The following is a 25,439-nucleotide window of genomic DNA, read 5'->3' as shown; positions in this document are numbered from 1 at the left end:
ATGTTGATCGTTGCCTCGGCTGTTGAGGCAGGAGCCTCTTCGCGTCCCTCTTGAAGGCGGCGGATTAGGAGCGGCGGAAAAAACCGCGCGCTTCTAAATAGTTGGCGTCGGGGCGGTTTGTCTGAAGCTGCGAAGTCAAGGTCCGGAAGACGTGCAGCGAATTTGGCGGATGATTGGCACGTACCAAAGTCGAACACTGAATCAGCTGCCTTTTCTTCTCACTCAACGCGATAACGACTCGCAGAGGCGGCAGCGTGGCCGGGGATTGGCGGAGAGCGGCACAGGGATGTGCCGCGACGGCGCGTCAGACAGGATGTCTGCCGCGCCGAAGAGCCGATGCCCGGCCGCGCTGCCGCCTGCTGCCGAAGTCAGTGTCTGACAGCCGCATACTTGGCACGAACCGGGAAACCGCACCCTCACCCCAACCCCCGCTCCGCGCCCCGGCCCGCGCTAACGTCGCGGGCGCTCCAAGGCACGCGCGCCGGTGGCGCGCAAGCTGTGCCTTCTCGCCCCAAGGGGAGAGGGGCTTCAGACGCCTCACGTCGTTCAAGACTTCAGCACGGTTGATTTCAAGACTCTAACGCGGCGTTCGCTGGCGTTGTCTTCGGCACTCCACGCGCACGGCGTACCAGTGCCGCTGCGCCGCTGCTCATGTCGTCGAGGATCGCGTAGATCGTCGGCAGGAACAGCAGGCTCACCACCGTCGAAAACGCCAGGCCGCCGGCGATGGCGCGCGCCATCGGGAAGTACGGCGGGCCATCGCTGAACATCGTGGTGCTGGTCAGCGAAATCGGCACCATCGCCAGGATCGCAGTGCCCATCGTCATCATGATGGGACGCAAACGCTCGCGGGAGCCTTCGACCAGGGCCTGTGTCCGCCCCATCCCGCGACGGCGCAGGTTGTTGATGTGCTCGATCATCACGATGCCGTTGTTCACCACCACGCCCATCAGCACCAGGATGCCGATGAAGGACATGATGCCGAACGAGGTACCGGTGATCCAGAACAGCCAGAACACCCCGAAAATCGAAAACAGCACCGCGCTCATGATCGCCGCCGGGAACAGCAGCGACTCGAACACCGCGGCCATCACCACGTAGATCATCACCAACGCAATCACCAGGTTGAACACCATCTGGTTCATTGCCTCGCCGTCGTTCTGGTAATCGCCGCCATCGAAGGTGTAGCTGTAGCCGGCGGGAAAACTCATCGCCTTGAGCGGCGCTTCCATCGCCGCGCGCGCTTCCGGCATCGTGACCTTTTCGGCGAGATTGGCCTTGATGGTCAACGTGGTCTGCCGATTGGTTCGCCCGATCTGGGTGGCGGCCGGACGGATTTGCACCTCCACCAGACTCAGCAACGGCACGCTGCGGCCATCCTTGGTGCGCACGGTGAAGCTGGCCAGATCTTCCGGCTTGCTCTGCTCGGCGCCGGCGAACCGTACCCACACCGGCACTTCGTTGTCGCCGCGGCGGAACTCGCGCAGCGGTGTGCCGCGCAAGGCCAACCCGACGAAGCTGGCCACCTGCTCGACACTGAACCCGAACGCAGCTGCGCGCTCGCGGTCGACGCGAATCGCCAGCTCGCTGGTGCGGTCGCCCGTATCCACATGCACGTCGCGCAGCTCCTTGCGCTGCGCCAGCAGTGGAATCACATCGTCGGCCAGCGCTTTCAGTGCGTCCGTGGAATCGCCAACCAACTGCACTTGCACGCCTTGGTTGCCATTGCCGCCATCGCCCTGGTTACCGATGCTGTAATCGGCACGCGCAGAGCGCGGCAGCTCCTTGCGGATTTTTTCCAGCAGCGGCGGCAGGTCCTTGACCTTGCTCGCATCGAAGGTCACCACCGTATTGCTGCCTTCCACCTCGCTGAACCACGAATAGATCTGCGTGATGTGGTACTTGGCGCGATTGGCTTGGAGGTAGTTTTCGACACGGCCGATCTCTTCTCCCAGCTGCTCGCGCGTGTACGAGCCTTTCCACTGGTATTGGATGAAGGCCTCGTTGCCGCCGTCGCCACCGAACATGTCGACCTTGGTCAACTTCATGGGCACCAGGCTGATCGCGCTGACCAGGATGATGCCGGCCACGCTCCAGCCGCGATGCGCCAACGTCCACGCCAGCACCTTGGCGTAACGGCGCTGCAGCCGCGCAATCACGCCGTGCTCGGAGGTCACCATAGGCGGCGTTTTCATGCGTGCCGACAACATCGGAATCAAGCTGATGGCCACCAGCCACGACGCCAGCAACGACACCGAGATGGTGATCGCAATCTGCGCCATGAAAATGCTGATGTTGTTGGTTTCGCCGAACAAATTCGGCACGAACACGATGCAATGGCATAAGGTGCCGGCGCTGAGCGCAATGGCCACGCTGCGCGTTCCCAGCAGCGCGGCAAGCTGCGGTTGATCGGGCATGCGCTCGCGTTCCTGGTAGATGCTTTCCACCACCACCACCGCGTTGTCCACCAACATGCCCACTGCCAGCAGCAAGCCCATCATGGTCAGGATGTTGAGCGTGACTCCGACGAAATACATGAAGCCCAGCGTGATCGCAAAGCAGATCGGAATCGCCAGCGTCACCATCAGCGTCGATGGCCAATGCCGCAGGAAGAAGAACAGCACCGTGATCGACAGCAGCAGCCCCACCGCGCCGGCTTCGGCCAGTTCGGCCAGCGACGAGGTCACCGCCTTGCCCTGGTTGTCGATCACCTTGACCTGCACGTCGCGGAGCGCCGGTTGGGCGCGGATGTCTTCAACCTCTTTCAACGCCGCCTTCGATACCTCCACCAGATTGGCGCTGCGCTCCTTGTAGACATCCAGGCCGATGGCCGGGCGCCCGTCCAGGCGCCGCCCGTAATTCATGCGCGTCGGCTTGAGCCGCACCTCGGCAATGTCGCCCAGCCGCACGCCCTTGGCATTGAGCACCAGCTCGCGCAATTCCTGCAGGTCGCGCAGCTCGCCGATCGGCTGCACCCGGATGCGCTGGCCGTTGTCGTCGATCTGGCCTGCAGACACCGAGAAATTCAGCTTGCCCAGGCGCTCGCTCAGGTCGTTGAGGCTGAGATCGTGCGCGGTGAGCCGATCCGGTGCGATCGCGATCTCGACCTCGTTCGGCGGCGCACCGGAAATCTCCACCTTGGCCACGCCGGGGATACGCTCGATGCGCCGCTTGAACTCCCGATCGAGCATGTCGTACGCGCCGGTCAGATCGGTTTGGCTGGCCAGGCGCACCTTGAGCACCGGCTCGTCGCTGCTGGACCATTTGAAGACGTGGAAGCGCTGCAGATCCTCCGGGAAATCGTCGCGCACCGCGTCCAATCGCTCGCGCGCATCGGATGCGGCGATGGCGATATCGCGGTCCCAGTCGGAGAATTCGATGAAGATGTTCGCGCCGTCGGCGGTGGCGGTCGAGCGCATGCGCTTGATGCCGGTCATCGTCGCCAGCGCTTCCTCGGCGGGCCGCACCAGGTTGCGTTCCACCTCGTCCGGCGTGGAGCCGGTGTAGGGCAATTGCACGAACAGGAATGGCGCGGAAATATCCGGCAGCGCCTCCAGCGGCAGGCGGAACGCCGCGATCAAGCCCACCACCACCAGCGACACGAAGCACATGATGGTGGTGACCGGCCGGCGGATGCTGAAGGCGGCAACGCTCATAGTGCCTCCAGCCCGTCGGGGTTGCCCGCCGCCTGCGTGCGTTGCCCGGCCATGCGCCGGCCACGCTCCAGGTAATACGCATCGGCACGGCGATCCAGCAGGTCGTAGACCACCGGTATCACCAGCAGGGTCAGCAAGGTCGAGACCAGCAACCCGCCGATCACGGTAATGGCCATCGGCGCGCGCACCTCAGCGCCTTCGCCCATCGCCACCGCCAGCGGCAGGAAGCCGAACAGGGTGCACAAGGTGGTCATGATGATCGGCCGCAGGCGTGAACGCGCGCCTTCGATCAGCGCCTCGCGCTTGGGCACGCCGTCTTCGCGCAGCTGGTTGACCTTGTCGATCAGGATGATCGCGTTCTTGGTCACCAGGCCCACCAGCAAGATCAGGCCGATGAACACCACCACCGAGATCGGCTTGCCGGTCATCAGCAGGGCCAGCACCGCACCGACCATTGCCAGCGGGATCGTGAACAGGATGACGAACGGATGCAGCAGCGACTCGAACTGCGAAGCCATCACCAGGTACACCAGGAAGATCGCCAGCCCGAACGCGAACAGCAACGACTTCACCGATTGCGCCAGCTCCTCGCCCTGCCCGCCGATGTGCATGCCCACGCCGGCCGCAAGCGGGTCCTTGCGCACCATCGTTTCCACTTCGCGCACCGCACCGCCCAGGTCGATGTCCTTCAGGCTGGCCGACACGATCGCCACGCGGGTCTGGTCGGCACGATGGATCTCGCTCGGCCCCGTCGTCGCCAACACCTCGGCAACCGCCGCCAAGCGCACCGGACGGCTGCTACCCGGGTTGACGATCAGCTGACGGATCGCATCCACACTGGCGCGGTCGGCTTGCTGCGCACGCACCAGCACATCGATCTTGCGATCGCGGAAGCTGTAGCGCGTGGCCACATCGCCGCGCACCTTTTTGACGATGACATCGGCGATCTGCCGCGTGGTCAGCCCCAAGGCACCGGCGCGCTCCTGGTCCTAACGGATCTGGATTTCCGGGAAGCCCTCTTCTACCGTCGATTTGACGTCGGCGTAGTGGCCGTTGGCGCGCAGCATCGCGGCCAACTTCTGCCCGGCGCGTTCCAGCTCGCCCAGATCCTGGCCGCGCAGTTCCACTTCCAGCGGTGTCGAAAAGCTGAACAACGCCGGCCGCGCGAAATCCACCTGCGCGCCCGGGTGCCCGACCATGCTGCTGCGCAGCCGCTCGGTCGCCGCCGCTTCCACCGCCGGGCTACCGCCGCCAGCCATCACCACGGTGAGCTTGCCGATGTTCTCGCCGCTCTCGGTGGGGTTGGCATCCAACCGCGTGCCGCTACCGCTGACGCCGTACAGCGAGGCAACGCCCGGGTCCTTGTCGTGCGCCAGCTGCAACTCGCGCACCACTGCATCGGTCTGCGCCAGCGGCGTGCCGGAGGGCAGCTTGACGGTCATTTCGAAGCGGTCCTGCGCCAGCTGCGGAATCAGATCCGCGCCCAGCATCGGCACCAGAAACACCGTCCCGATGAACGCCGCCGCGGCCAGTCCCAGCACCAACCAGGGCCGCCGCAGCGCCGCCGGCAACATCCCCAGATAGCCACGCTCGGCACGGGCATACGGCGCCATCGCCAGGTCGCTGGCCTTGCGCATTACCGGCCCCACCACGCGGCTCAACCCGCGCCACACCTTCACCACGGCCCACGCCGCAGCGAAAAAGCCATAGCGCACGCTCGCACCTGCACCACGCCGGCCAGCCGCCACCGGCTTGAGCCAACGCTGCTCGGGCTGCCAATCCGGATGGCTCGGCTCGTCCGGGAACGCCATCGGCGGCGCACCCTTGAGCGAGCTCAGCATCGGGATCAGCGTCATCGACACCACCAGCGAGATCGCGATCGCGATCGCCACTGTCAATGCCTGGTCGCGGAACAGCTGCCCGGCGATGCCTTCGACGAACACCAATGGCAGGAATACCGCAATGGTGGTCAAGGTGGATGCCATCACCGCCATGCTCACTTCGCGGGTGCCGGCGATGGCCGCATCCAGCACGCTCAAGCCGCGTTCGCGCGCCTTGGCAATGCTCTCCAGTACCACGATCGAATCGTCCACCACCAGGCCGGTGGCCAGCGCCAGCCCGCCCAGCGACATCACGTTGAGGCTCAGCCCCAGCTGGCCCATGAAGAAGAACGTGGTGATGATCGACACCGGCAACGACAGGCTGATCACGAACGTGCTCCAGCCATCGCGCAGGAACAGGAAGATGATCAGGATCGCCAGCACGCCGCCAATCACCGCATCTTTTTTGACATCGCTGATCGCATGCTCGATGAAGTGCGATTGGTCCTCGATCGTGGTGATTTCCACATCGCCCGGCACGGTCGCCTTGAGCTGCTCCAGGCGCTTGCGCAGCGCCGCCGCCGTGGACACGGTATTGGCATCGCCTTCCTTGTAGATCGCCAGCTCCACCGCTTCCTTGCCGCCAAGCCGGATGATCGCTTCGCGTTCCTTGTAGCCCTGGCGCACCTGCGCCACGTCCTTCAGCCGTACCGGCATGCCACCGGCAATGCTGCTGCTGGACGACGACGAGGTGCTCTGCACTTCGGCCGCTGCCGCCAGCGCCGCCTGCGAACCGGTGGACGCTGCAATGGCATACATCTGCTGCATCGCCGCTTCGGCCGCGCTGCCGCTGCTGCTTTGCGTGGTCACCAGCATGTTGCGAATCTCGTCCAGATCCACGAACTGATTCACCGTCCGCACCAGATAGCGCTGCGAGCCTTCTTCCAGCCGGCCGCCGGAGATGTTGACGTTCTCCTCCTTGAGCCGGGTGATCACGTTGTCGATCGGCAGATTGAGCTGGGCCAGCTTCTGTTGGTCGATGTCGACCTGGATCTCGTCCTCCAGCCCACCGCCGACCTTCACCGCGGCCACGCCGGCCACTGGTTCGAGCTTCTTTTTCAGGTCTTCGTCGGCATAGCGACGCAAGCCGGTGAGCTGGCGGATCGCATCGGTGTCGGAGGCGGGCGCCTGCCTGGGCGACAACGCCAGCCGCATGATCGGCTCGGTGGAGGGATTGAAGCGCAGCAGTACCGGCGGCTTGGTTTCCAGCGGCAGCGACAAGGCTTCCATCTTGTCGCGCACTTCCAGGCTGGCCTGGTCCATATTGGTGCCCCAGGCAAACTCCAGCACCACATCGCTCTGCCCGGTACGCGAGATCGACTTGAGCTTGCGCAGGTTCTTGACCACGCCGACGGCTTCTTCCACCGGCTCGGTCACCAGCGTTTCGATTTCCGCCGGCGCAGCGCCGGTGTATTCGGTGCGTACGGTGAGTGTGGGATAGCTTAGATCGGGCAGCAGATTGACCTTGAGGCTGCGCAACGCGATCAGCCCGAACAGCAGCATGGTCACGGTGATCATGGCGATGGTCACACGCCGCCGCGTGGCGAAGGCCACCAGGCCACCGCCGCCAGGCAGTGGCGCATGCGGATCGTGCACGGGTCCGTGCGGGTTGCCGTTCTCGCTCATGCGTGCGTCTCGTCATGTGCGGGTGCAGCGGCCTTGGTCGCGACCGGCTTGCGATCGGGTTGGCCGATCACTTGCACCGCAGTGCCGTCGCGCAGCGCCACCTTGCCGGCAGTCACCACCTGGTCGCCTTCCTTCAGGCCCTGCCGCACTTCCAGCCACGGCCCTTCGGCATAGCCCAGTTTCACCGGAACGCGGCTGGCCTTGCCGTTGCGCACCACGAAGACAGCCGGTTCGCCATCGTCCAACAACGCCAGGCGCGGAATCACCAACGCGTCCTTGCGCTGGTCGTAATCGATGCGGATGCGCCCGAACATGCCCGGCTGCAACGCTTCGGCCCCCTGGCCGAATGCGCAGACCACACGAAACGTGCCGCTGCCCGAGTCCACCACCGGCGCGATACGGTCCACCTTGCCGACGAATTGTTGGCCCGGCAGCGCATCAGCCAGCAAGGTGACCGGCTGGCCCGATTTGAGCGTGGCCAATTCGCGTTCGGGCACGTTGAGCGTGGCCTCCAGCTGCGAATCGTCGACGATGCGGAAGATCGGCGTGTTGATCTGCACGAAGTTGCCGGTCTTGATCGAGCGCGATGCGATCACGCCGGAGATCGGCGCCTGCACCGTGGTGTACGACAGCTCCAACGATGCAAGCCGGTGCTGTGCACGGATGTTTTCGACATCGAATTTAAGTTGGTCCACATCTGCGGCGCTGACCAACTGCTGCCCCACCAACTGCGTGGCGCGGCGATAGCTGTTTTCCAGTTTGCGCAGCTGCGCTTCGCTCTGCGCCACCGCCAGATGCGCGCGATCCGGATCCAGGCGCACCAGCGCCTGGCCCGCCGACACCTTCTGCCCCTCTTCCACCATCACCGACAGCGCAACGCCCGAGGTCTTGGCCACCACTTGCGCCTCGGCGCGTGGCTCCAGCGCAGCGGTGCCGGTGTAACTGGCGGCCACCGCACGGCGCGCAACCTTGGCGATTTCCACCGGCACTGCATCGACGGCCTTCTTTTCCTCGGCCGCCTTGGCCTCTCCCTCTCCAGCCTTGCAACCGCCCAGCAACAGGCTCGTGGTGATCAACAATGCAGCGGCGCAGGTTCCGCTGCGGCCCGGCAAAAAGGAGAGTGGCGACATCGTCGTGTCCTAGTGGATGCGTGAACAGGTGTTGTAGGCAAGTAGACCACCCAAATGCACATGCCGCCAATGCGCCAAAGGTCATGGTCTATTCAACTTGGCCTATTCACCCGGTTTGCGCCGCGCCAATTCGCAGGCATACTCGGTCCGGTTCCGTCACGCCCCCACGTGCGGACGCTCAATCAGTCTTCCGGATACGAAACCATGCGCCCGCAGCCGCTCGCCGCTTGTCTCGCTCTGGTCGTCTTCCTGCCGTTTGGGGGCGCATCAGCAACACCGCAAGCCACACCCGCAGCTCCGGCCACCCCGGCGCCCGCTGCCACGGTGGCAACCCCTGCCGCGCCGACCGGCAACCCGTCGAATGGGCGCTTGCTCGCCTATACCTGCCAGGGCTGTCACGGCGTTACCGGCTATAAGAACGCCTACCCCAGTTATCGCGTGCCCAAGATCGGCGGCCAGACCAGCCAGTATCTGACCCAGGCATTGACCGAATACCGCCAGGGCAAGCGCAAACATCCAACCATGCAGGCACAGGCGCAGAGCTTTTCTGAGCAGGACATCGCCGACATCTCCGCCTTTCTGTCCACCCTCAAGTAAGCGCCCACATGCCGAACGCCCTGCACGCTCCGCGTCTAGCCATCGTCCTGGTCGCTGCCCTTACGTTGGCGGCCTGCTCCCAATCCCAGGTTGAGTCCACCGACCACTCCGCGGGGGATCCCGGCCACGCCAGCGGCGAGCACGGCTCCGGCTCGTCGGCAGGTCTGCCCACCGGCCGCGCCGACGCTGGCGACAAACTCGCCCATGCCAAGGGCAAGGCGACCGGCCAGAGCTGCGTGGACTGCCACGGTGCCGATGGCAATGCGCCGATCGATCCCAGCTATCCCAAACTCGGCGGCCAATACGGCGACTACCTTGCGCATGCGCTTCAGGCCTATCGCAGCGGTGACCGCCAGCACCCGTTGATGACCGCGCAGGCCACCGCGCTCAGCGATCAGGACATCGCCGACCTGGCGGCGTACTTCGGCGCGCGTCAGACGCAGTTGCGCGATCTGCACGGCGTCAACTGAGTCCGAGGCGGACGCCGCACCGTCTCATTCGGAATGAAAAAGCGCTTGCGCGAACATTAACAGGCCGCTATCATTTCGTTCTCAGTTTCGTGGGGCCATAGCTCAGCTGGGAGAGCGCCTGCATGGCATGCAGGAGGTCGGCGGTTCGATCCCGCCTGGCTCCACCACTTCAGACATTAGGCCGTCTCAAGTGGACAACGAGGTTTTGATACGCGTCCCCATCGTCTAGAGGCCTAGGACACCACCCTTTCACGGTGGACACCGGGGTTCGAATCCCCGTGGGGACGCCAATCATCCAGAAGCCCCGGCACTGCCGGGGCTTTTTTTTGCCGCTCACCAGGCCGAATCTGGTTCCAAGGGACGTTGGACATACCCTGCTTCATCAGCATGATGCAGCGGATAGAAAGAGTCGAATGTCTCCCGCGGATGCCGCGGCGCTTTGGTGCTGGTCGATCGAGCGCACGGCTGGTCGATAGGCCAGCGCTGCCAACGCCTGCTTGATCCAAGCAACTGACGAGTTGCAGCATTCCTCAAACCTACGAGCGTTCGCATGTCGGCTTCCCCCTGCCAAAGATGGCGCTGCCCACCATCGCAGTTGCACGTTGTGACCTTTCCAGCGACGTCGCTAAAGATCGCGACGCCGAGAACGCAATGTGCGCGATGGTCGTGCTCTAACGCAGGCCATGATAACGGCGAGCACGGGACGCAAGATCTGGTGCCGCGTGTAACCAGGCGCAGCGCACCTGACGCGCGGGGCCGCATAGCCGTTGCTCGCAAATCGACAGCTGAGAAGTAAGCGCACACTGGCATCAATGCATCCAGTGCGCCCATTTCGCTACCTCCGCAATCCATTGCGACGCAAGCACCGAAGAATTGAGGTGCTCCATGCACTCCAGGTGCGCGCCGTTGCTATTCAATCGATGCACTCGACGCGTGCGACCCAGCAGCTCGTCCGGCGGCGGTGCTTTTTGCCAAAACTTTTTTGCTCAGACCACTTCCCATCGCGTGGCGATGTCGCTATGATTGCCGGCTCGCAGCAACGCGGGGCCATAGCTCAGCTGGGAGAGCGCCTGCATGGCATGCAGGAGGTCGGCGGTTCGATCTCGCCTGGCTCCACCACTTCAGACATTAGGCCGTCTCAAGTGGACAACGAGGTTTTGATACGCGTCCCCATCGTCTAGAGGCCTAGGACACCACCCTTTCACGGTGGACACCGGGGTTCGAATCCCCGTGGGGACGCCAATCATCTAAAAGCCCCGGCACTGCCGGGGTTTTTTTTGCCTGTGCCTCACCTGCGTGCGGACGCATTGCGGCCCTTGCGGGCTGGAGCCAGTGCACGTGCAAGCGCGTCTGGCTGGCGAAAGTTGCATGTAACACCCCGCTGCACGCGCAAGCCGCTACATCGCTGGCTGATCATCTCGCCACCTCGCAATACGTTCTGAGCGCGATGCAGGAACCCATCGCAGGCTATTGCAATAAATAAAGCCTCCGCTCGATCTCAACGCCAGCGCACAAAGCACTGTGCGGAAGGCTCAGGTCTGCCCGCTATCCAGCGCCTTGCGACCCTCGTGCGTCAGGTCGATGTCGCCATCTTCGGCTTGCGTGGCATAGCCGGCGCGTACCGCCCAGTTTCCCTCTTCGTCGGCTACCGGCTTGGTGTCGTGGATGTCGCGCAGGATGCGCAGCTGTTGCGAAGTATCGAAGTCCATGGGGTCACCTGCTCGAAAGAGACTCCCACGGTACGCAAGCAGCGTGACGGTCGCGTGCCTGCCACGTCATCCACTGCCTGCACACTGCATGGCGCGCGGCAGCTGTGTGCCTGATGCGTTGCGTGCCGATGGACGAACTTGGCAATCAGGCATCTGCGCCACGCAGAAGCACTTGCAAGCGAATCGACTCCCGACGCCAGTCGTAAACCATGCGCCGATCACGCCCCCCGCTCTCGTGCTCAGCTCTTCCGCGTCCCGGGTGCGCCGAGGTCGCCATCCTCGTTGGCTGCGCAATGGTCAACGACGCCCTACATCCTGCCGAAACGCCACACAGCAAAAAGCCCCACCGGACTTCTCCAGAAGGGCTTTCGCTGGTGCTGCAATAACTTGGTGCCGAAGGTGGGACTCGAACCCACACGCTTTTAAGGGCGGCGGATTTTGAGTCCGCTGCGTCTACCGATTCCGCCACTTCGGCGTGGCCGCGCAGTATAGCGACTTGTTGTTGAAACGAACAGTGTCAGTTTGCGCCTGACGAATTCAGGTGCAAGCGGGGTCTGCAGCGCTGCGTACGGGCAGTCCCGATATACTGGCCGACTAAGTGAAGGAGTAAGCAATGTCGGTGTTGCGTGGAGTTCGGGTACTCGTGGTCGAAAACGATGACATGAATGCCATGCTGCTCGATCTGCAGCTAGTTCAGGCCGGTGCCGTCGTCATGGGCCCGGTCGGCGAAGTGCGCGATGCCCTGCAGCTGATCAACACCGACGCACCGGATATCGCAGTGCTGGACTATCGCCTGGGCAATGGCGAAACCAGCGAACCGGTCGCACGCCTGTTGTCCGAGCGCGGTATCCCGTTTGTGCTGGCGACCGGCGTTGCCATTGGCAGCATCCCGAGCGGATTCGAACATGGCGTCATCCTGATCAAGCCGTATCTGTCCGAAGAACTGGTTGGCGCCCTGTCCAGAGCGCGCGAGTTGCGCGACGCCGGGGGCTGAGCAGCAACGCCTGCCGCACTGCCCCGGTGCGGGCCGCATGCCCGCCCCCCAATACCCGATCTTCCTGCCATCGACGCGCTGTTCTGCAGTGCGCGGGCATCGATTAGCTGAATCGCCGCTTCCGCGGCGCTGCCGGTGCAGGCCGGTTACTACTAGAATTTGCCATCTAAGAATGACGGGCGGGTCGCTGGATGGAGATCGCCGTGTCGCCGTTGGCCGGCTTGCTGCCGGAGACGAGCGAAACTGCAGCATTGCTAGCCGCTTCCGTGCACGCTGCGGATGCGCTGTTGGGCAACAGCCCCGCGCTGCGCACAGCACTATCGATCTGCTTGCATGCGCACGTTCCGATGCTGCTCGTCTGGGGCCGCGACGATCGCTGCATCTACAACGATGCCTGCATTGAACGACTGGGGCCACGCCATCCGGCCGCTTTCGGGCAGCCGCTTGCGGCGCTGAAGTGTGCTGCTGATGGCGATGGCGAGCCAGTGGCGACAATGGCCCTGGATCTGGCGAGTTGGTCATGCAGCCCAGTGCTGCAAACGGGCGAGCAGTTAGGCACGCTCTACATCGGCGTTGCAGGCTCAACGCCTCATGTCAGCGAACAACGTCGCAGCGATAGTCGCGACAGTTTTTTATTGATGCTGGAAGACGCACTGCAGCATGTGTCCGATCCGCGGCAGATCATCGACACCAGCGTGCGCTTGCTTGGCGAACATCTACAGGCGAACCGTTGCGCATTCGGTCTGGTCGCTGCCGATGGCAGTACCATGCATGTCATCAGCGACCATGTGCAGGATATGCCGAGCCTCCAGGGCGATTTCCCGCTGGAGGCCGCACAAGGCCTACGCGATGCGCTGCTGGAAAACCGCCCCTGGTTCACGACCGATGCGATGGCGCCGGGTGCACCGGACTATGTGGCCGAGCAGTACCGTCGCTCCGGCTTGCGCGCCTCGCTGGCCATCCCGTTGCACAAGCACGACCGATTGGTGGCCGCGATCGGCGTCCATCAGCGTGCACCACGGCGCTGGCTGTCGGCGGAGATCGAACTGGTGCGATTGGTCGTGGCCCGCTGCTGGGAATCGATGCAACGGGCCAAGGCGCAGCAGCAACTCGCGGCCAACGAAGCGCGCCTGCGCCGCCTCGCCAATACGCTGCCGCAGATCATCTTCATTGCCGATCCGGACGGACGGCCGCACTACTTCAATCAGCGCTGGTACGAGTACACCGGCCTGGATCCTTCCAACAACGAAGATGCCGCCTGGCACCGCGCGCACACTGCCGATGGTCTGCGCCTGTCCGAGCAGGCCTGGAGCCTGGCATTGAAGGGCCAGCGTGCCTTCGAGGTAGAGTGCGAACTGCTGCGTCACGATGGGCAATCGCGCTGGCACCTGGTACGCGCGCTACCGGTGCGCGGCGACGATGGCAGCATCAGCGAGTGGATCGGTACCTACACCGACATTCATGACCGGCGCGCATTCGAACAGCAGTTACGCGAAAGCGAAGTGCGCTTCCGTGCGCTCTGCGAGACGGTGCCCGCGATGATCTGGATGGCCGACGCACAGGGCGATTGCGTGTACTGGAATCCACGCTGGTACAACTTCACCGGACAGGGGGAAGACCAGGCACTGGACCAGGGCTGGTGGGATGTGATGCATCCCGACGATGCGGCACGCGTGCGGCATGCCTTCGAACAGGCCCTCAATCAACGCGGCGAATTCCTCGCCGAATACCGCGTGCGCCGCCACGACGGGCAATACCGCTGGTGCATCGACACTGCGTCGCCGCACTTCGCCAGCGACGGACGGTTTCTGGGGCACATCGGCTCGCTCACCGACATCTCCGAACGCAAGCACATCGAAGACGCCACCGCTTCCGACCGCGCGATCCTGAGTTTGATCACCACCGGCGCACCATTGCCGGTAGTGCTGGATGCGATCGCATTGAGTGTGGAGGCACGCGGGGAAATCCCGTTTTACTGCTCGGTGATGGTGCGTGATGAGGTCCGCCACACCTTGAGTTTCGGCTCGGCACCGCATTTTCCGATCGAGTACAGCGGGCACTTCGAGCCATCGCCGATCGGACCGGAGGGTCCGCCTTGCGCCCTGTCGGCGCACTTGGGTCGTCAGGTGATCTGTGCCGATATCCAGGCCGATGCAAGCTTCAGCAGCCACCATGCGATCTCGGCGGCGATGGGCATCGCCGCGTGTTGCGTCACCCCGATCCTGGCCAGCAACGGGCAGGTATTGGGCACGCTCAATATCTATTACGACCGCCCTCACCTGCCGTCATTACGCGAGCAGGCGATGGCGCGCTCGGCCTCGCACCTGGCCGGCATCGTGATCGAACGCACGCGGGTGGATGCCAAGCTCAAGCTGTCGTTGCAGGCGGAAACCGCCGCGCGCGCACAGGCCGAACATGCCAACCGGGTCAAGGACGAATTCCTGGCCACGCTCAGCCATGAGTTGCGCACGCCACTCAACGCAATCCTGGGTTGGTCGCGGTTGATGCAGTCGGACATCGCAGATCCGGCCAATCTTGGCCGGGGCCTGGTGATCATCGAACGCAGTGCACGCGCGCAGACGCAGATCATCGACGACCTGCTGGATATGAGCGCGATCCTGTCCGGCAAGATCCGCCTGCAGGCCGAGCATTTCGATATTGCAGGGTTGGTGCGCAGCGTGCTGGAACTCATGCAACCCACTGCGTTGACGCGCAAGATCGCGCTGGAGCTGGATGCGCCTTGCGATGGCGAACTGTGGTTCTTCGGCGATGCCGGGCGACTGCAGCAGGTGTTGACCAACCTGCTCAGCAATGCGCTGAAGTTCACCCCTGCCGGCGGCACGGTGCGAGTGGCGATGGACGTCGAAGTCGAGCGCCTGCGGCTGTGCGTGCAGGACACCGGGATCGGCATTGCGGCGGATTTCCTGCCGCATGTGTTCGACCGTTTTCGTCAGGCCGATGCAGGCACTACCCGGCGCGTGGGCGGCCTGGGGTTAGGCCTGTCGATCTCGCGTCAGTTGGTGGACCTGCATGGCGGCAACCTGGGCGCCTCCAGCGCAGGCGAAGGCCAGGGCGCGCGATTCACCATCGTGTTGCCGTTCCAGCACGGCGTGAGCGACCTGCGCCCTGCCTCGGCAGACACCACCCATGTGGGCGCCCTGCCGGACGAGTGCCGCGACCGCCTGGCTGGCGTGCGCGTCCTGCTGGTCGACGACGATCAGGATTCGCGCGAAGCGGTGATGCAGTTCCTGATGCTGGCCGGGGCGCAGGTGCAGGCTGCCGGGTCGGTGGACGCGGCCGAGCACTGCTTGGCGAACGCGCACTTCGATGTATTGGTCAGCGATATCGCAATGCCCTTGCGCGATGGCTACGACTTGATCCGCACCGTGCGTTCGGGCCGCGCCGATCTGCCGCGCCATATCCCGGCCATCGCCCTTACCGCCTATGTCCGCGAAGAAGACCGCGACCGCGCGGTAGTCGCTGGCTTCGATGCGCACATGGGCAAGCCGGTGGAACCACCCGGGCTAGTCGATCTGATCGAACGCCTGATCTTGCCCACGCACGCGGTGCGGGCTGCGCTGGAATAGCACTGGAGCGTGCTCGGTCGATGACTTCGTCGCCGACCGGCAGACTCAGGATGCTTGCCTGTACCGAAGTCGTTTACTTATTGCAGTGTTGAGACGGTGAAACGCTTGGTGAGTCGGGGGTGCGATGCCTCGCCGCTCGCGTAGGTAGCTCAGCAAATCACCTTGTCACTGATCGGCCAAATTGACGAAGCCTGGCTGCACGGCGTGCGCTCACTTTCTAGTTCGGCTGGTCGAGCTGGCAGTGCCCTCGCCACGTGCGGGATACGCCGTGAACCCATCCCTAGGGGCTCGATGGCGGCATCCATGCCATCAACGGTCCCGCAAGTGGCGAGGACACCGTACCAGGCAGCTGGCGGGTGGTTTGTTTAAAAGACAGGGACACCGCGTCGCTGGTTGTCAGCTGCTTTGAAGCGCTGCACACCGACCAACGCAACTGGTCTTTGCCGGTCCACCGTCCGGGACCCTTGGCGGCATGGATGCCGCCACGGAGCTTACAAGGACGTACTTGCAGCGTGTCCAGCGATGGCGGGCGAAGACACTGCAGCCAAGCCGCAGATCACCCCATGACGTCAGGTGGCGTACCAGCCGCCAAGGAACCCAACCAGGGTTGCTCCCCACCTATCGCGTCATGATCTGCGGCCAAGACATTGAAGCCAAACCGCAGACCACTCCATCGCCGCACTAGATCAACGCCACGCCACCCAACCACGCCGATCACCCGACAAATCAAACGCGCGACTTAGCTACGTTTGGCACGCGCGAATGCGGCGGCCAGCGCATTGTCGGCCGGCGGCGCGGTGATCCGCGGTTTGTTGTTGGCCTGCGCCTGAGCACGCCCGCCACCGTCGCGCCTGCCCTGCCCCGGACCGCCGCTGCCACGGGCTTCACGCGGTTGCGCTGCGCCATCGGCCGCTGGCGGCGTGTCGGACAGACGACAGGTCAGCGCGATGCGCTTGCGCGCCACATCCACTTCCAGCACCTTGACCTTGACGATGTCGCCGGCCTTGACCACGTCGCGCGGGTCCTTGACGAAGGTTTCCGACAACGCCGAGATGTGCACCAGCCCATCCTGATGCACGCCGATATCGACGAAGGCACCGAACGCGGCCACATTGCTGACCACACCTTCGAGCACCATGCCCGGCTTGAGGTGCTTGATGTCCTCGACGCCTTCGGCGAACTGCGCCGCCTTGAACTCGGGACGCGGATCGCGGCCGGGTTTTTCCAGCTCCTTGAGGATGTCGCGCACCGTCGGCACACCGAATTGGTCGTCGGTGAACGTCTCCGGCTTCAGGCCACGCAGAAAACTGCCGTCGCCCAGCAATGCCTTGATCGGCTTGCCGGTGCTGCTGACGATGCGTTCCACCACCGGATACGCTTCCGGATGCACCGCCGAGACGTCCAGCGGCTCGTCGCCATCGGCAATGCGCAGGAAACCGGCGCACTGCTCGAAGGTCTTCTCGCCCAGCCGCGGCACCTTGAGCAAGTCCTTGCGTCGCTTGAACGGGCCATTGTCGTCGCGATGACGCACGATATTTTCCGCCACCGTGCTGGACAGCCCGGACACGCGCGACAGCAATGCCGCCGAGGCGGTATTGACGTACACGCCGACCGCGTTGACGCAGTCTTCCACCCGCGCTTCCAACGCCTTGGCCAGACGGTATTGATCCACATCGTGCTGGTACTGGCCCACGCCGATCGCCTTGGGCTCGATCTTCACCAATTCGGCTAATGGATCCTGCAGACGGCGCGCGATCGACACGGCACCACGCAGCGACACATCCAGATTCGGGAATTCCTTGGCCGCGAACTCCGAGGCCGAATACACCGACGCGCCCGCCTCGCTCACCACCACCTTCTGCAACTTGGCAGGGCCGCACAGCGCGATCGCCTCGCCGGCCAGCTTGTCGGTCTCGCGGCTGGCGGTGCCGTTGCCGATCGCGATCAGCTCCACGTTGTGCTGCATGCACAACTTTTTGATGGTCTGCAGCGACTGGTCCCACTGCCGCTTGGGCTCGTGCGGATAGATCGTTTCGGTGGCCACCAGCTTGCCGGTGGCATCGACCACGGCGATCTTGCAACCGGTGCGGATGCCCGGATCCAGCCCAAGCACCACGCGCGGACCGGCCGGCGCCGCCAGCATCAGGTCCTTCAGATTGTCGCCGAACACCGCGATCGCTTCGGCCTCGGCCTTCTCGCGTGCCTGGTTGAACAGGTCCAGCAGCAAGTGCATATGCAGCTTGGCCCGCCAGGTCAGCCGGCACGCGTCCAGCAACCAGCGATCGGCCGCACGGCCTTCGTTGGAGATACCGGCATTGCGGGCCACGCGGCCTTCGGCGTACTGGTGCCCGGCTTCGGCATCGCTGCCCGGATCAAGATCCAGGTAAAGGATTTCTTCGCGGCGTGCGCGAAACAGCGCCAGCAAGCGGTGCGAAGGAATCTTCGCCAGTGTTTCGGCATGGTCGAAGTAATCGCGGTACTTGGCACCGGCCTCTTCCTTGCCCTCGGCAACCCGCGCGCGGATCACGCCGTTGTCGCTCAGCCAGCTGCGCAATTCACCGACCAGCGCCGCATCTTCACCCCAGCGCTCCATCAGGATGGCGCGTGCGCCTTCCAGCGCCGCCTTGCCGTCGGCAACGCCCTTCTCGGCATCGACGAAGGCTGCCGCGGCCACGTCCGGGGACTGTGTCGGGTCCGCCAACAGACCGTCGGCCAGTGGCTCCAGCCCGGCTTCGCGCGCGATCTGCGCGCGGGTGCGGCGCTTGGGCTTGTAGGGCAGGTACAGGTCTTCCAGCCGCGACTTGGTGTCGGCCGCCACGATCTCGTTGCGCAATTCGTCGCTCAGCTTGCCCTGCTCGCCAATGCTAGACAGGATCGTCGCGCGGCGCTCTTCCAGCTCGCGCAGATAGGTCAGGCGCGTTTCCAGATTGCGTAGCTGGGTGTCGTCCAGGCCGCCAGTAACTTCCTTGCGATAGCGGGCGATGAAGGGGACGCTGGCGCCTTCGTCGAGCAGGGCGATGGCGGCGTGCGCCTGGGCGGGCTGGGCACCGATCTCATCGGCGATGGTGCGAGCAATCTGCTGGGCAAGCTGGCTATCGTGCATGACGGCGCGGGATGACCCGCTTCACTGAAAAATGCATTTTCGCAGTGCTGGCCCGCCACGGAAACCCGTTGACAACGCCGCCGTGAACCTATGCTGCCGTGCTCAGCTGACCTGACGTGCGTAATGGGTGGCGGCGCGTTCGACCAGAATGCTTTCGTGCAGCGATTCCAGCGCCATCACGCGGACCTTGCCGACATCCTTCAGCGGCACCATGCGTTCGACATATACCTCCGGGCCAGCATCGGTCATCGCACGCGACTTGCTGAAACCGTAAGGCATCACGCCCTTGTCGCCATCTTTGCTGCCACCGACGTACAGGACAATCGACATACCCACACCCTCTTCTGCTGCTGTTGCTGCGTTGTGGCGGCAGGATAACCAGCACGCCGTGAGGAGCTTTCCACGCACGTTAACGCTGGCTGTTTGCCGTTTGGTGACGGCGGCAAGGCCGGGCTCGCCTCACGGCCGCTTCACCCCGCTTGACGGTCAATCGCCGTCCATCTGCTTGCTGATCGACACCACATGGACCTCAAAAGTGGCTACCCGTTCTGGTCGATCCGCAATGGATTGATGCGCGCCTACCCGCGCCTGGAGCAAGACACCGCCTGCGAAGTCGCCATCGTCGGTGGTGGGGTGACGGCCGCACTGATCGCGCACGAATTGCTACGCCATGGGCACGAGGTGGTGGTGATCGAACAGCGCGACATCGGCTGGGGCAGCACCTCGGCCAGCACCGCATTGCTCCAGTACGAAATCGATACGCCGATGATCGAACTTGCCAAACGACACGGCATGCAGGCAGCGGCGCTGGCCTATGGCGCGTGCGCGCAGGCCATCCTCGACCTGCAGGGCCTGTGCAACACCTTCGGCGGAACCGACTTCACGCGCCAGGACAGCCTGTACTACGCCAGCCGCTCGCGCGATATAAAAGACCTGCGCAGCGAACTGGAGACCCGCAAGGCACACAGACTGCCGGTGGAATGGATCGAACGCGAGCCGCTTTGGCATCACTACGGCGTACATTCGGACGGTGCAATTCTGAGCCGCCTGGCCGCCAGCGTGGACCCGTACCGCCTTTGCTACCGCCTGTTTTCCGAGTGCGAGCAATACGGCGCACGCATCTACGACCGCACCGCCATTGCCTCGATCGAACCGCATCACCTGCACGTCGACCTGCGCATTGAAGACGGCGTGAGCGTGCGTGCCCGTCACGTGATCCTGGCAGCCGGATATGGCAACCAGCGCTGGCTCTCACAGCCGGTGGCGCGCAATCGCAGCAGCTACGCCTTCGTGACCGACCCGCTGCACGACAGCGAAATGGGCGCACTCAAGCACACCATGATGTGGGAGACCGCGCGCCCGTACCTGTATTTGCGCAGCACACCGGACGGACGCGTGGTCGCGGGTGGCGAAGACGACAACATCGACATTCCTGCGCGCCGCGACGCACGCGTGCAGGGCAAGCTCAAGACGCTGCTGAAGAAAATTGGCAAGTCCATGCCGGACATGCGCCTGCGCCCGGCGTTCGCATGGGCCGGCACCTTCGCAGAGACTGCCGATGGATTGCCGTTCTTCGGGCCGCATGCCGAACTGGGGCCACGCGTGTCGTTCGCGATGGCCTATGGCGGCAACGGCATCACCTATAGCGCCATTGGCGCAGGCTTGCTGCGCGCACAACTGGAGGGCACGCCTCACCCGCTGTCCGAATTGTTCGGCTTCGCGCGCCTGGGCTGAAACCACCACGGCCACCAACCGTGGCCGTGCATCGCATACGCATCGGCAGCCTGCTCCAGCGGATTGCGCACATGGATACCGCCGCACAGGAAATACACGGGCAAAAACAGCGGCCCCAGCAGCATGTACTGATAGACATGTGCGCGCTCGTGGTCGCCCAGGCGCACCGGTGGATGCTCGCAACGGCCTGCAGCGTGCGCGTAGGTACTGCACTGCAGGTCCAGCGTTGCACCCTTCAGCAGGATCACGTTGCCCAACGTCATTGCGCCACCCGGGCCCCATGGCCAGGCGTGGAAGACCACGGCATGCTCCCGCGGCGACCAGACCGGACGCGCACCAAAGCACGCCCCGGCCGCGCCGATCACAAGCCCGATCAAGGTGTTGGGCAGCGTCCACAACGCGCCCAGCGCCTGCACTGCAGGCAGGCCACGCATTACCGGCTTCAGTCGGCCTGGTTGGGGATCAGCAGCCACAGAATCAGATACACCAGGATGCCGGGAAACGCAGCCGAGGCAATCGACACGATGACGAACAGCACACGCAGCAGCGTCGCGCTCCAGCCGAAACGACGCGCAATGCCGCCAACCACACCGGCGATCATGCGGTCGTTGAGGGAGCGGGACAGCGTGGTGGTAGACATGGCAAGACTCCTGCAAAACGTAGCCAACAGTCTAGAAAACGCGGCCGCTGCAGATCGTGACGGCCGCGTGGCCTGCTCAGCGCGGCGTCACCCGCCCGGCGTGCAGGCAGCAATCTCAGGCAGTGCCGCCACGTTCCTGCAGCCAGCGATGGATCGCCACCGGCACCTCGCGCTGCGCACGCCCGGAGACGTAGATTCCGATGTGGCCGCCACGGAAGCTCAGTTCGCTGTAGTCGTCGCTGCCGACCAGCCCACCGAGCGCCCGTGAGGCATCCGGCGGCACCAGGTGGTCGTGTTCGGCGTAGATATTCAGCACCGGCATGTCGAGCGCCTGCAGATCGACCACCTGCCCCCCAATGCTCACCTGCCCGGTGACCAGCCCGTTGCGCTGATAGAACAACGTGACAAATTCGCGGAAAGCCTCGCCGGCCAGGTCGGGCGAATCGAAGATCCACTTTTCCATGCGCAGAAAATCTTCCAGCGCCTGCTTGTCGTCGAGGATGTCGAGCAGGCCCACGTATTTCTGCAGATTCAGCCGGAACGGCTTGAGCATCAGGTAGCTGGCGTTCATCAGGTCCGCCGGCACGTTGCCCATGGTGTCCACGAACAGATCCACATCGACCATGCGTGCCCAGTTGGACAGCATGTTGTCCGGCGTATGGAAATCCACCGGCGTCACCATGGTGATCAGGTTGCGCACCTTGTCGCGTTGCAGCGCGGCGTAGCACAACGAAAACGTGCCGCCCTGACAGATGCCGAGCACATCGACCGCTTCCAGGCCCGACTGCGCCCGCAGATGATCCACCGCGCCGTCGATGTAGCGCAGCAAATAGTCTTCCAGGGTGAGGTAGCGCTCGGAGCGGTCCGGATAGCCCCAATCCAGCACGTAGACATCCTGGCCGTGACTCAATAACCCCTTCACCAGCGAGCGATCCGCCTGCAGATCGACCATGTAGGGGCGATTGACCAGTGCATACACGATCAACAGCGGCGTCTTGGCCACCGGCGCCTGCTCGCCGATGAAGCGGTATAGCACCACCTTGCCATCGCGCCAGATTTCTTCGCGCTCGGTGACGCCGTAATCCACATCGTCCACGCCCGGCAGCAGCTTGAGCCCCTCGCGCAACTTGCGTTGCATCGACAAGGTTTCCTGCATCAGGTCTTCGGCACTGAATCCCAGTGGACCTTTCATGCCTGCGCTCCACGTTTTTTACCTGCCACGGGTTTACCAGCCGCAGGCTTGGGCGAGGATGTCGCGCCACCGCCCTTCTTGACCGAGGGCGTTGTCGGCGACGTGGAGACGGCTGGCGCCTTTTTCGGAGCCGCCTTCCTAGGCGCAGCGCTGCCGACGGACGCCTTCTTCGATGCGCCCGGCTTGACCGCCTGCGCCGCGCGGGCCGGCCGCACGACCGTGCTTGCCCTGGCGGACGGCGCGCGCTTGCCGGCTGCCGGCGTCACCGGTTCAGGCTGCGCCGCTGCAGCGGGCCTGCTGGCCGGTGAAGTTGCATTACGCAGCATCCGCCTGACCAGGCGCTCCAGCTCGGCAATGCGGCGATGCGCGGCGTCCATCTCCGAGCGCGTGGGCATGCCGAAGCGTTCGCTGAGTTGCTCGACCTCTTCCTGCAGCGCAGCGCGCAGGCGCATGTGCGCGTTGGCAAAACCGCCGTACACCTTGCGGAACTGCTCCGACAAGGCGACATCGGCATAGGACTCTTCGGCCGCCTCGATCCACAGATCGAACAGGGCACGGGCGCTGGTCAGCTGGCTGCCGCTGCTCTCGTGCTCGCTCAGCTTGGACGCGAAGCGCGCAAACGCCTGCTCGATCGCCGCCTTGAGTTGCTCGCCATAGGCCTCCGACTGGGCCTGGAACTCCTGTTGCGCACGCGCAAGCTTCTGCAGGCGCGACTGGTGATTGCGGTTCAACCCGAACGCCGGCATGTCCAGCCAGGGCGCATTTTCCTCGCGCCACTTTTGCAGCGTCTGCGCCGCGTCCTGCAGCCACGGGTCGAACCCGCCCGGGCTGCCGCCGCGCAGCGACCCCAGCATCCATTGCATCAACTGTTCGCCCTGCCCTTGTACGGCCTGGCGCCAGGCATCGGCCACTTCATTGGCCGAGGTGTCGCGCCCAGCAAACTGCGCGGCCACCTGCTGCATGGTGCCGAACCAGTCGCCGGCCTGGGTACGAAAGCGGTCGATGGCCTCCTGCGCCTGCGGGGCCGCCTGGGTGGGCAGCAACTGCGACCACCAATCAACGGCCTTGCGCCAATCCTGCGGGGCATCGCTACCGGACGCGGGCGGTGGTTGTTGCGCAGCGGCGCCGGCCTGGCCGTGGCGCATGGCATCTCCCCAGGCAGCCCAGTATTGGCGCGCCTTGTCGTCGAAGTTGCCGTTGTCCGAACCGCTGCTTGCCATCATCCCGTCCAGTGACCTCTACCAAGCCATCCTACCGCGTGCAAGGCGGTGCGCCGCTCAGGGTTTGGGGATACGCAGCGTCTTGCTGATCATCAGCGAGCCGGACACCGCAAACAGCAGCACCAGCGGATGGAGCTGCCACGGCCCCAGCTGCCATTGCCCCCACCACAAGGTGTCGCCGATATGGCCGCTGCTGGCGGCAACCGCGAGCAGGATCACCAGTACCAGGCTGGTCGGAATGGGCGTGCCTTCGAAATACGGCACCTTGTCGGCCTCGCCAGCGATCTCTTCGGCAGTGACGTTGTAGCGCGCCAGCCGGCTGACCCCGCAGCAGACGAAATAGCTCAGCACCAGCCAGTCCCAACCGCCGCGCATGCCGCAGGCATAGCCCAGCGCCGCCGGCGCCACGCCGAAGGAGATCACGTCCGCCAACGAATCCAGTTCGCGGCCCAGCGTGGAAGACGCTTTGCGCCAGCGTGCCACGTGCCCGTCCAGCGCATCGAACACGAACGCCAGCGGGATCAATGCCATGCCAAGCAGCAGATCGCCGCGATGCCCCTCTTGCAGGAACCGCATGGCCGCAAACACCGCACCGGTGCCGCAGAACGCGTTGGCAAGCGTGAACCAGTCCGCGAGTTGGAAATCGCGCAGCATCGAAAAATGGCGTTTCATGCGGAACCTAAGGTGAGCAAGACACAAAGGGTAACGCGCGCGCGCCATGCAGGCGACCGTTTCGCTGCACTCGGCTAGGCTGGCGATCCGCGTGACCGCTCCCGGCCGCGCACGACTTCACGAGGACATCCGATGCGCAGCATCCTGATCACCGGCGCGGGCAGCGGCATTGGCGCCGGTATCGCCACCCAACTGGCGGCCGACGGCCATCATCTGCTCGTCAGCGATGTGCAGCTAGCGGCCGCCGAGCGCACGGCGGATGCATTGCGCCAGGCAGGCGGCTCGGCGGAGGCGCTGGCGTTGGACGTGACCGATGCAGACAGCATTGCGCGGGCACTGGCCAATGCATCGCGCGCCCCGCAGGTACTGGTGAACAACGCCGGCCTGCAGCATGTGGCCGCACTCGAGGAGTTCCCGCTGCAGCAGTGGGCGCTGCTGGTGGATGTGATGCTCACCGGCGCCGCACGCCTCAGTCGCGCCGTGCTGCCCGGCATGCGTACGGCCGGCTATGGCCGCATCGTCAATATCGGCAGCATCCACTCGCTGGTGGCCAGCCCATACAAAAGTGCGTACGTGGCCGCCAAGCATGGCCTGGTCGGCCTGGCCAAAGTCATCGCGCTGGAAACCGCCGATTGCGACATCACCGTCAACACGCTCTGCCCCAGCTATGTGCGTACGCCGCTGGTGGAACGGCAGATTGCCGATCAGGCGCGCATCCGCGGCATCCCCGAGGACGCGGTGGTGCGCGATGTGATGCTCAAGCCGATGCCCAAGGGCGCCTTCATCGACTATGACGAGCTGGCCGGCACCGTGGCGTTTCTGATGTCGCATGCCGCGCGCAACATCACCGGGCAGGCTATCGCCATCGATGGCGGCTGGACGGCCCAATGATCACACTGGCGAAATTTTGATCAGCCATCGCGCGTGCCAGATGGCGCAAGGGGTCCGCGCACTTGTCCACAGACTTGCGCAGTGTCCATCCACAGGGGGTGTGGAGAAGTGGACCAGACCGGCCATTCCTCGGAGCACCGGAACGCTCTGCAACGTTCGATGTTTAATCCCGGACGGTTGAGCCTGGCTGGACTCGGTGCTGCGCTGCTAGCAGCATGGGCCGCTGATCGGAGGGAAGCGCTGGTCCGCTGACCCATAGTGCGCGCCGAGGATGTCGACCTGCAGCAGTCGGGCTCGGTTAGCTGTCCGACGGTGCTGTGTCGGCGGCAAGCAACCCA

The 25,439-nt window shown here is 64.3% G+C and carries 16 protein-coding genes, 5 tRNA genes and 1 pseudogene; 10 read left to right on the top strand and 12 right to left on the bottom strand.

Annotated features, from left to right (window positions below; translation table 11 throughout):
• Positions 1-569 precede the first annotated feature (569 nt).
• The 3 genes and pseudogenes from ACCQ00_RS10035 to ACCQ00_RS10025 all read right to left on the bottom strand — a co-directional run bounded on the left by ACCQ00_RS10035 (position 570) and on the right by ACCQ00_RS10025 (position 8,292).
• Positions 570-3,656 carry an efflux RND transporter permease subunit gene (locus tag ACCQ00_RS10035; protein WP_039583482.1) on the bottom strand — a complete coding sequence of 1,029 codons (3,087 nt, stop codon included), beginning with the start codon at positions 3,654-3,656 and terminating at the stop codon, positions 570-572.
• Positions 3,653-7,162 (bottom strand): annotated as a pseudogene (locus ACCQ00_RS10030) (efflux RND transporter permease subunit). The gene ACCQ00_RS10035 and the pseudogene ACCQ00_RS10030 overlap by 4 nt, the downstream one beginning before the upstream one ends.
• Positions 7,159-8,292: an efflux RND transporter periplasmic adaptor subunit gene (locus ACCQ00_RS10025; protein ID WP_039567505.1), complete on the bottom strand. Its 1,134-nt coding sequence runs from the start codon at positions 8,290-8,292 to the stop codon at positions 7,159-7,161. Before ACCQ00_RS10025 ends, ACCQ00_RS10030 begins: the two are co-directional and overlap by 4 nt.
• A gap of 204 nt (positions 8,293-8,496) precedes the next feature.
• Between ACCQ00_RS10025 and ACCQ00_RS10020 the strand changes: the two genes are divergently transcribed.
• The 6 genes from ACCQ00_RS10020 to ACCQ00_RS09995 all read left to right on the top strand — a co-directional run bounded on the left by ACCQ00_RS10020 (position 8,497) and on the right by ACCQ00_RS09995 (position 10,601).
• Positions 8,497-8,889, top strand: a complete 393-nt coding sequence (locus ACCQ00_RS10020; RefSeq protein ID WP_033473913.1) for a c-type cytochrome — start codon at positions 8,497-8,499, stop codon at positions 8,887-8,889.
• 8 nt (positions 8,890-8,897) lie between these two features.
• On the top strand, positions 8,898-9,359 hold the full coding sequence (locus tag ACCQ00_RS10015) for a c-type cytochrome (protein WP_039567510.1): 462 nt from the start codon (positions 8,898-8,900) through the stop codon (positions 9,357-9,359).
• Positions 9,360-9,450: 91 nt separating this feature from the next.
• Positions 9,451-9,526 (top strand) — tRNA-Ala (locus ACCQ00_RS10010).
• 47 nt (positions 9,527-9,573) lie between these two features.
• Positions 9,574-9,649, top strand: a tRNA-Glu gene (locus tag ACCQ00_RS10005).
• Positions 9,650-10,402: 753 nt separating this feature from the next.
• Positions 10,403-10,478, top strand: a tRNA-Ala gene (locus ACCQ00_RS10000).
• Positions 10,479-10,525: 47 nt separating this feature from the next.
• A tRNA-Glu gene (locus ACCQ00_RS09995) sits at positions 10,526-10,601 on the top strand.
• A 290-nt stretch (positions 10,602-10,891) separates the two neighbouring features.
• On the opposite strand, the gene ACCQ00_RS09990 is transcribed toward ACCQ00_RS09995, so the two are convergent.
• A complete protein-coding gene (locus ACCQ00_RS09990; protein WP_017157544.1) occupies positions 10,892-11,068 on the bottom strand; it encodes a hypothetical protein in 177 nt (58 codons plus the stop codon).
• Between the two features lie 388 nt (positions 11,069-11,456).
• Positions 11,457-11,543 (bottom strand) — tRNA-Leu (locus tag ACCQ00_RS09985).
• A 138-nt stretch (positions 11,544-11,681) separates the two neighbouring features.
• On the opposite strand from ACCQ00_RS09985, the gene ACCQ00_RS09980 reads away from it, so the two are divergent.
• Both ACCQ00_RS09980 and ACCQ00_RS09975 read left to right on the top strand, forming a co-directional pair.
• The gene (locus ACCQ00_RS09980) at positions 11,682-12,062 is read left to right on the top strand and encodes a response regulator (RefSeq protein ID WP_017157545.1); all 381 of its coding nucleotides are present in this window, start codon (positions 11,682-11,684) and stop codon (positions 12,060-12,062) included.
• 191 nt (positions 12,063-12,253) lie between these two features.
• Entirely contained in the window at positions 12,254-15,649 is a 3,396-nt protein-coding gene (locus tag ACCQ00_RS09975) for a PAS domain S-box protein (RefSeq protein WP_372354117.1), read from the top strand.
• A gap of 739 nt (positions 15,650-16,388) precedes the next feature.
• Here ACCQ00_RS09975 and ACCQ00_RS09970 read toward each other — a convergent pair.
• Together ACCQ00_RS09970 and ACCQ00_RS09965 are read right to left on the bottom strand one after the other, a co-directional pair.
• Positions 16,389-18,752, bottom strand: coding sequence for a Tex family protein (locus ACCQ00_RS09970; protein ID WP_039567823.1), 2,364 nt, complete (start codon positions 18,750-18,752; stop codon positions 16,389-16,391).
• A 102-nt stretch (positions 18,753-18,854) separates the two neighbouring features.
• Entirely contained in the window at positions 18,855-19,082 is a 228-nt protein-coding gene (locus ACCQ00_RS09965) for a hypothetical protein (protein WP_039567825.1), read from the bottom strand.
• A 192-nt stretch (positions 19,083-19,274) separates the two neighbouring features.
• Here ACCQ00_RS09965 and ACCQ00_RS09960 point away from each other — a divergent pair, with 192 nt between their 5' ends.
• Positions 19,275-20,486, top strand: coding sequence for an NAD(P)/FAD-dependent oxidoreductase (locus tag ACCQ00_RS09960; protein ID WP_039567826.1), 1,212 nt, complete (start codon positions 19,275-19,277; stop codon positions 20,484-20,486).
• Here the strand turns inward: ACCQ00_RS09960 and ACCQ00_RS09955 are convergent.
• From ACCQ00_RS09955 to ACCQ00_RS09935, 5 genes are all read right to left on the bottom strand, one after another.
• The gene (locus ACCQ00_RS09955; RefSeq protein ID WP_039567828.1) at positions 20,444-20,920 is read right to left on the bottom strand and encodes a hypothetical protein; all 477 of its coding nucleotides are present in this window, start codon (positions 20,918-20,920) and stop codon (positions 20,444-20,446) included. The two genes, ACCQ00_RS09960 and ACCQ00_RS09955, sit on opposite strands and share 43 nt — an antisense overlap.
• Positions 20,921-20,928: 8 nt before the next feature.
• Complete coding sequence (locus ACCQ00_RS09950; RefSeq protein ID WP_017157551.1) at positions 20,929-21,126, bottom strand: PspC domain-containing protein; 198 nt, start codon at positions 21,124-21,126, stop codon at positions 20,929-20,931.
• A 115-nt stretch (positions 21,127-21,241) separates the two neighbouring features.
• Positions 21,242-22,318 (bottom strand): class III poly(R)-hydroxyalkanoic acid synthase subunit PhaC, encoded by a 1,077-nt coding sequence (locus ACCQ00_RS09945; protein ID WP_039567829.1) that lies wholly within the window; start codon positions 22,316-22,318, stop codon positions 21,242-21,244.
• Positions 22,315-23,541, bottom strand: coding sequence for a class III poly(R)-hydroxyalkanoic acid synthase subunit PhaE (phaE, locus tag ACCQ00_RS09940; protein WP_039567831.1), 1,227 nt, complete (start codon positions 23,539-23,541; stop codon positions 22,315-22,317). Before phaE ends, ACCQ00_RS09945 begins: the two co-directional genes overlap by 4 nt.
• 54 nt (positions 23,542-23,595) lie before the next feature.
• Complete coding sequence (locus ACCQ00_RS09935) at positions 23,596-24,258, bottom strand: CDP-alcohol phosphatidyltransferase family protein (RefSeq protein ID WP_016849130.1); 663 nt, start codon at positions 24,256-24,258, stop codon at positions 23,596-23,598.
• An 84-nt stretch (positions 24,259-24,342) separates the two neighbouring features.
• On the opposite strand from ACCQ00_RS09935, the gene ACCQ00_RS09930 reads away from it, so the two are divergent.
• Positions 24,343-25,101 carry a 3-hydroxybutyrate dehydrogenase gene (locus ACCQ00_RS09930; RefSeq protein WP_039567833.1) on the top strand — a complete coding sequence of 253 codons (759 nt, stop codon included), beginning with the start codon at positions 24,343-24,345 and terminating at the stop codon, positions 25,099-25,101.
• Positions 25,102-25,439 lie beyond the last annotated feature (338 nt).

Source organism: Xanthomonas sp. NCPPB 3761 (assembly GCF_041475705.2).
GTDB lineage: Bacteria > Pseudomonadota > Gammaproteobacteria > Xanthomonadales > Xanthomonadaceae > Xanthomonas > Xanthomonas phaseoli.
The sequence above is the reverse complement of the archived record's forward strand: the minus strand, read 5'-3'. Positions and strand labels throughout refer to the sequence as shown.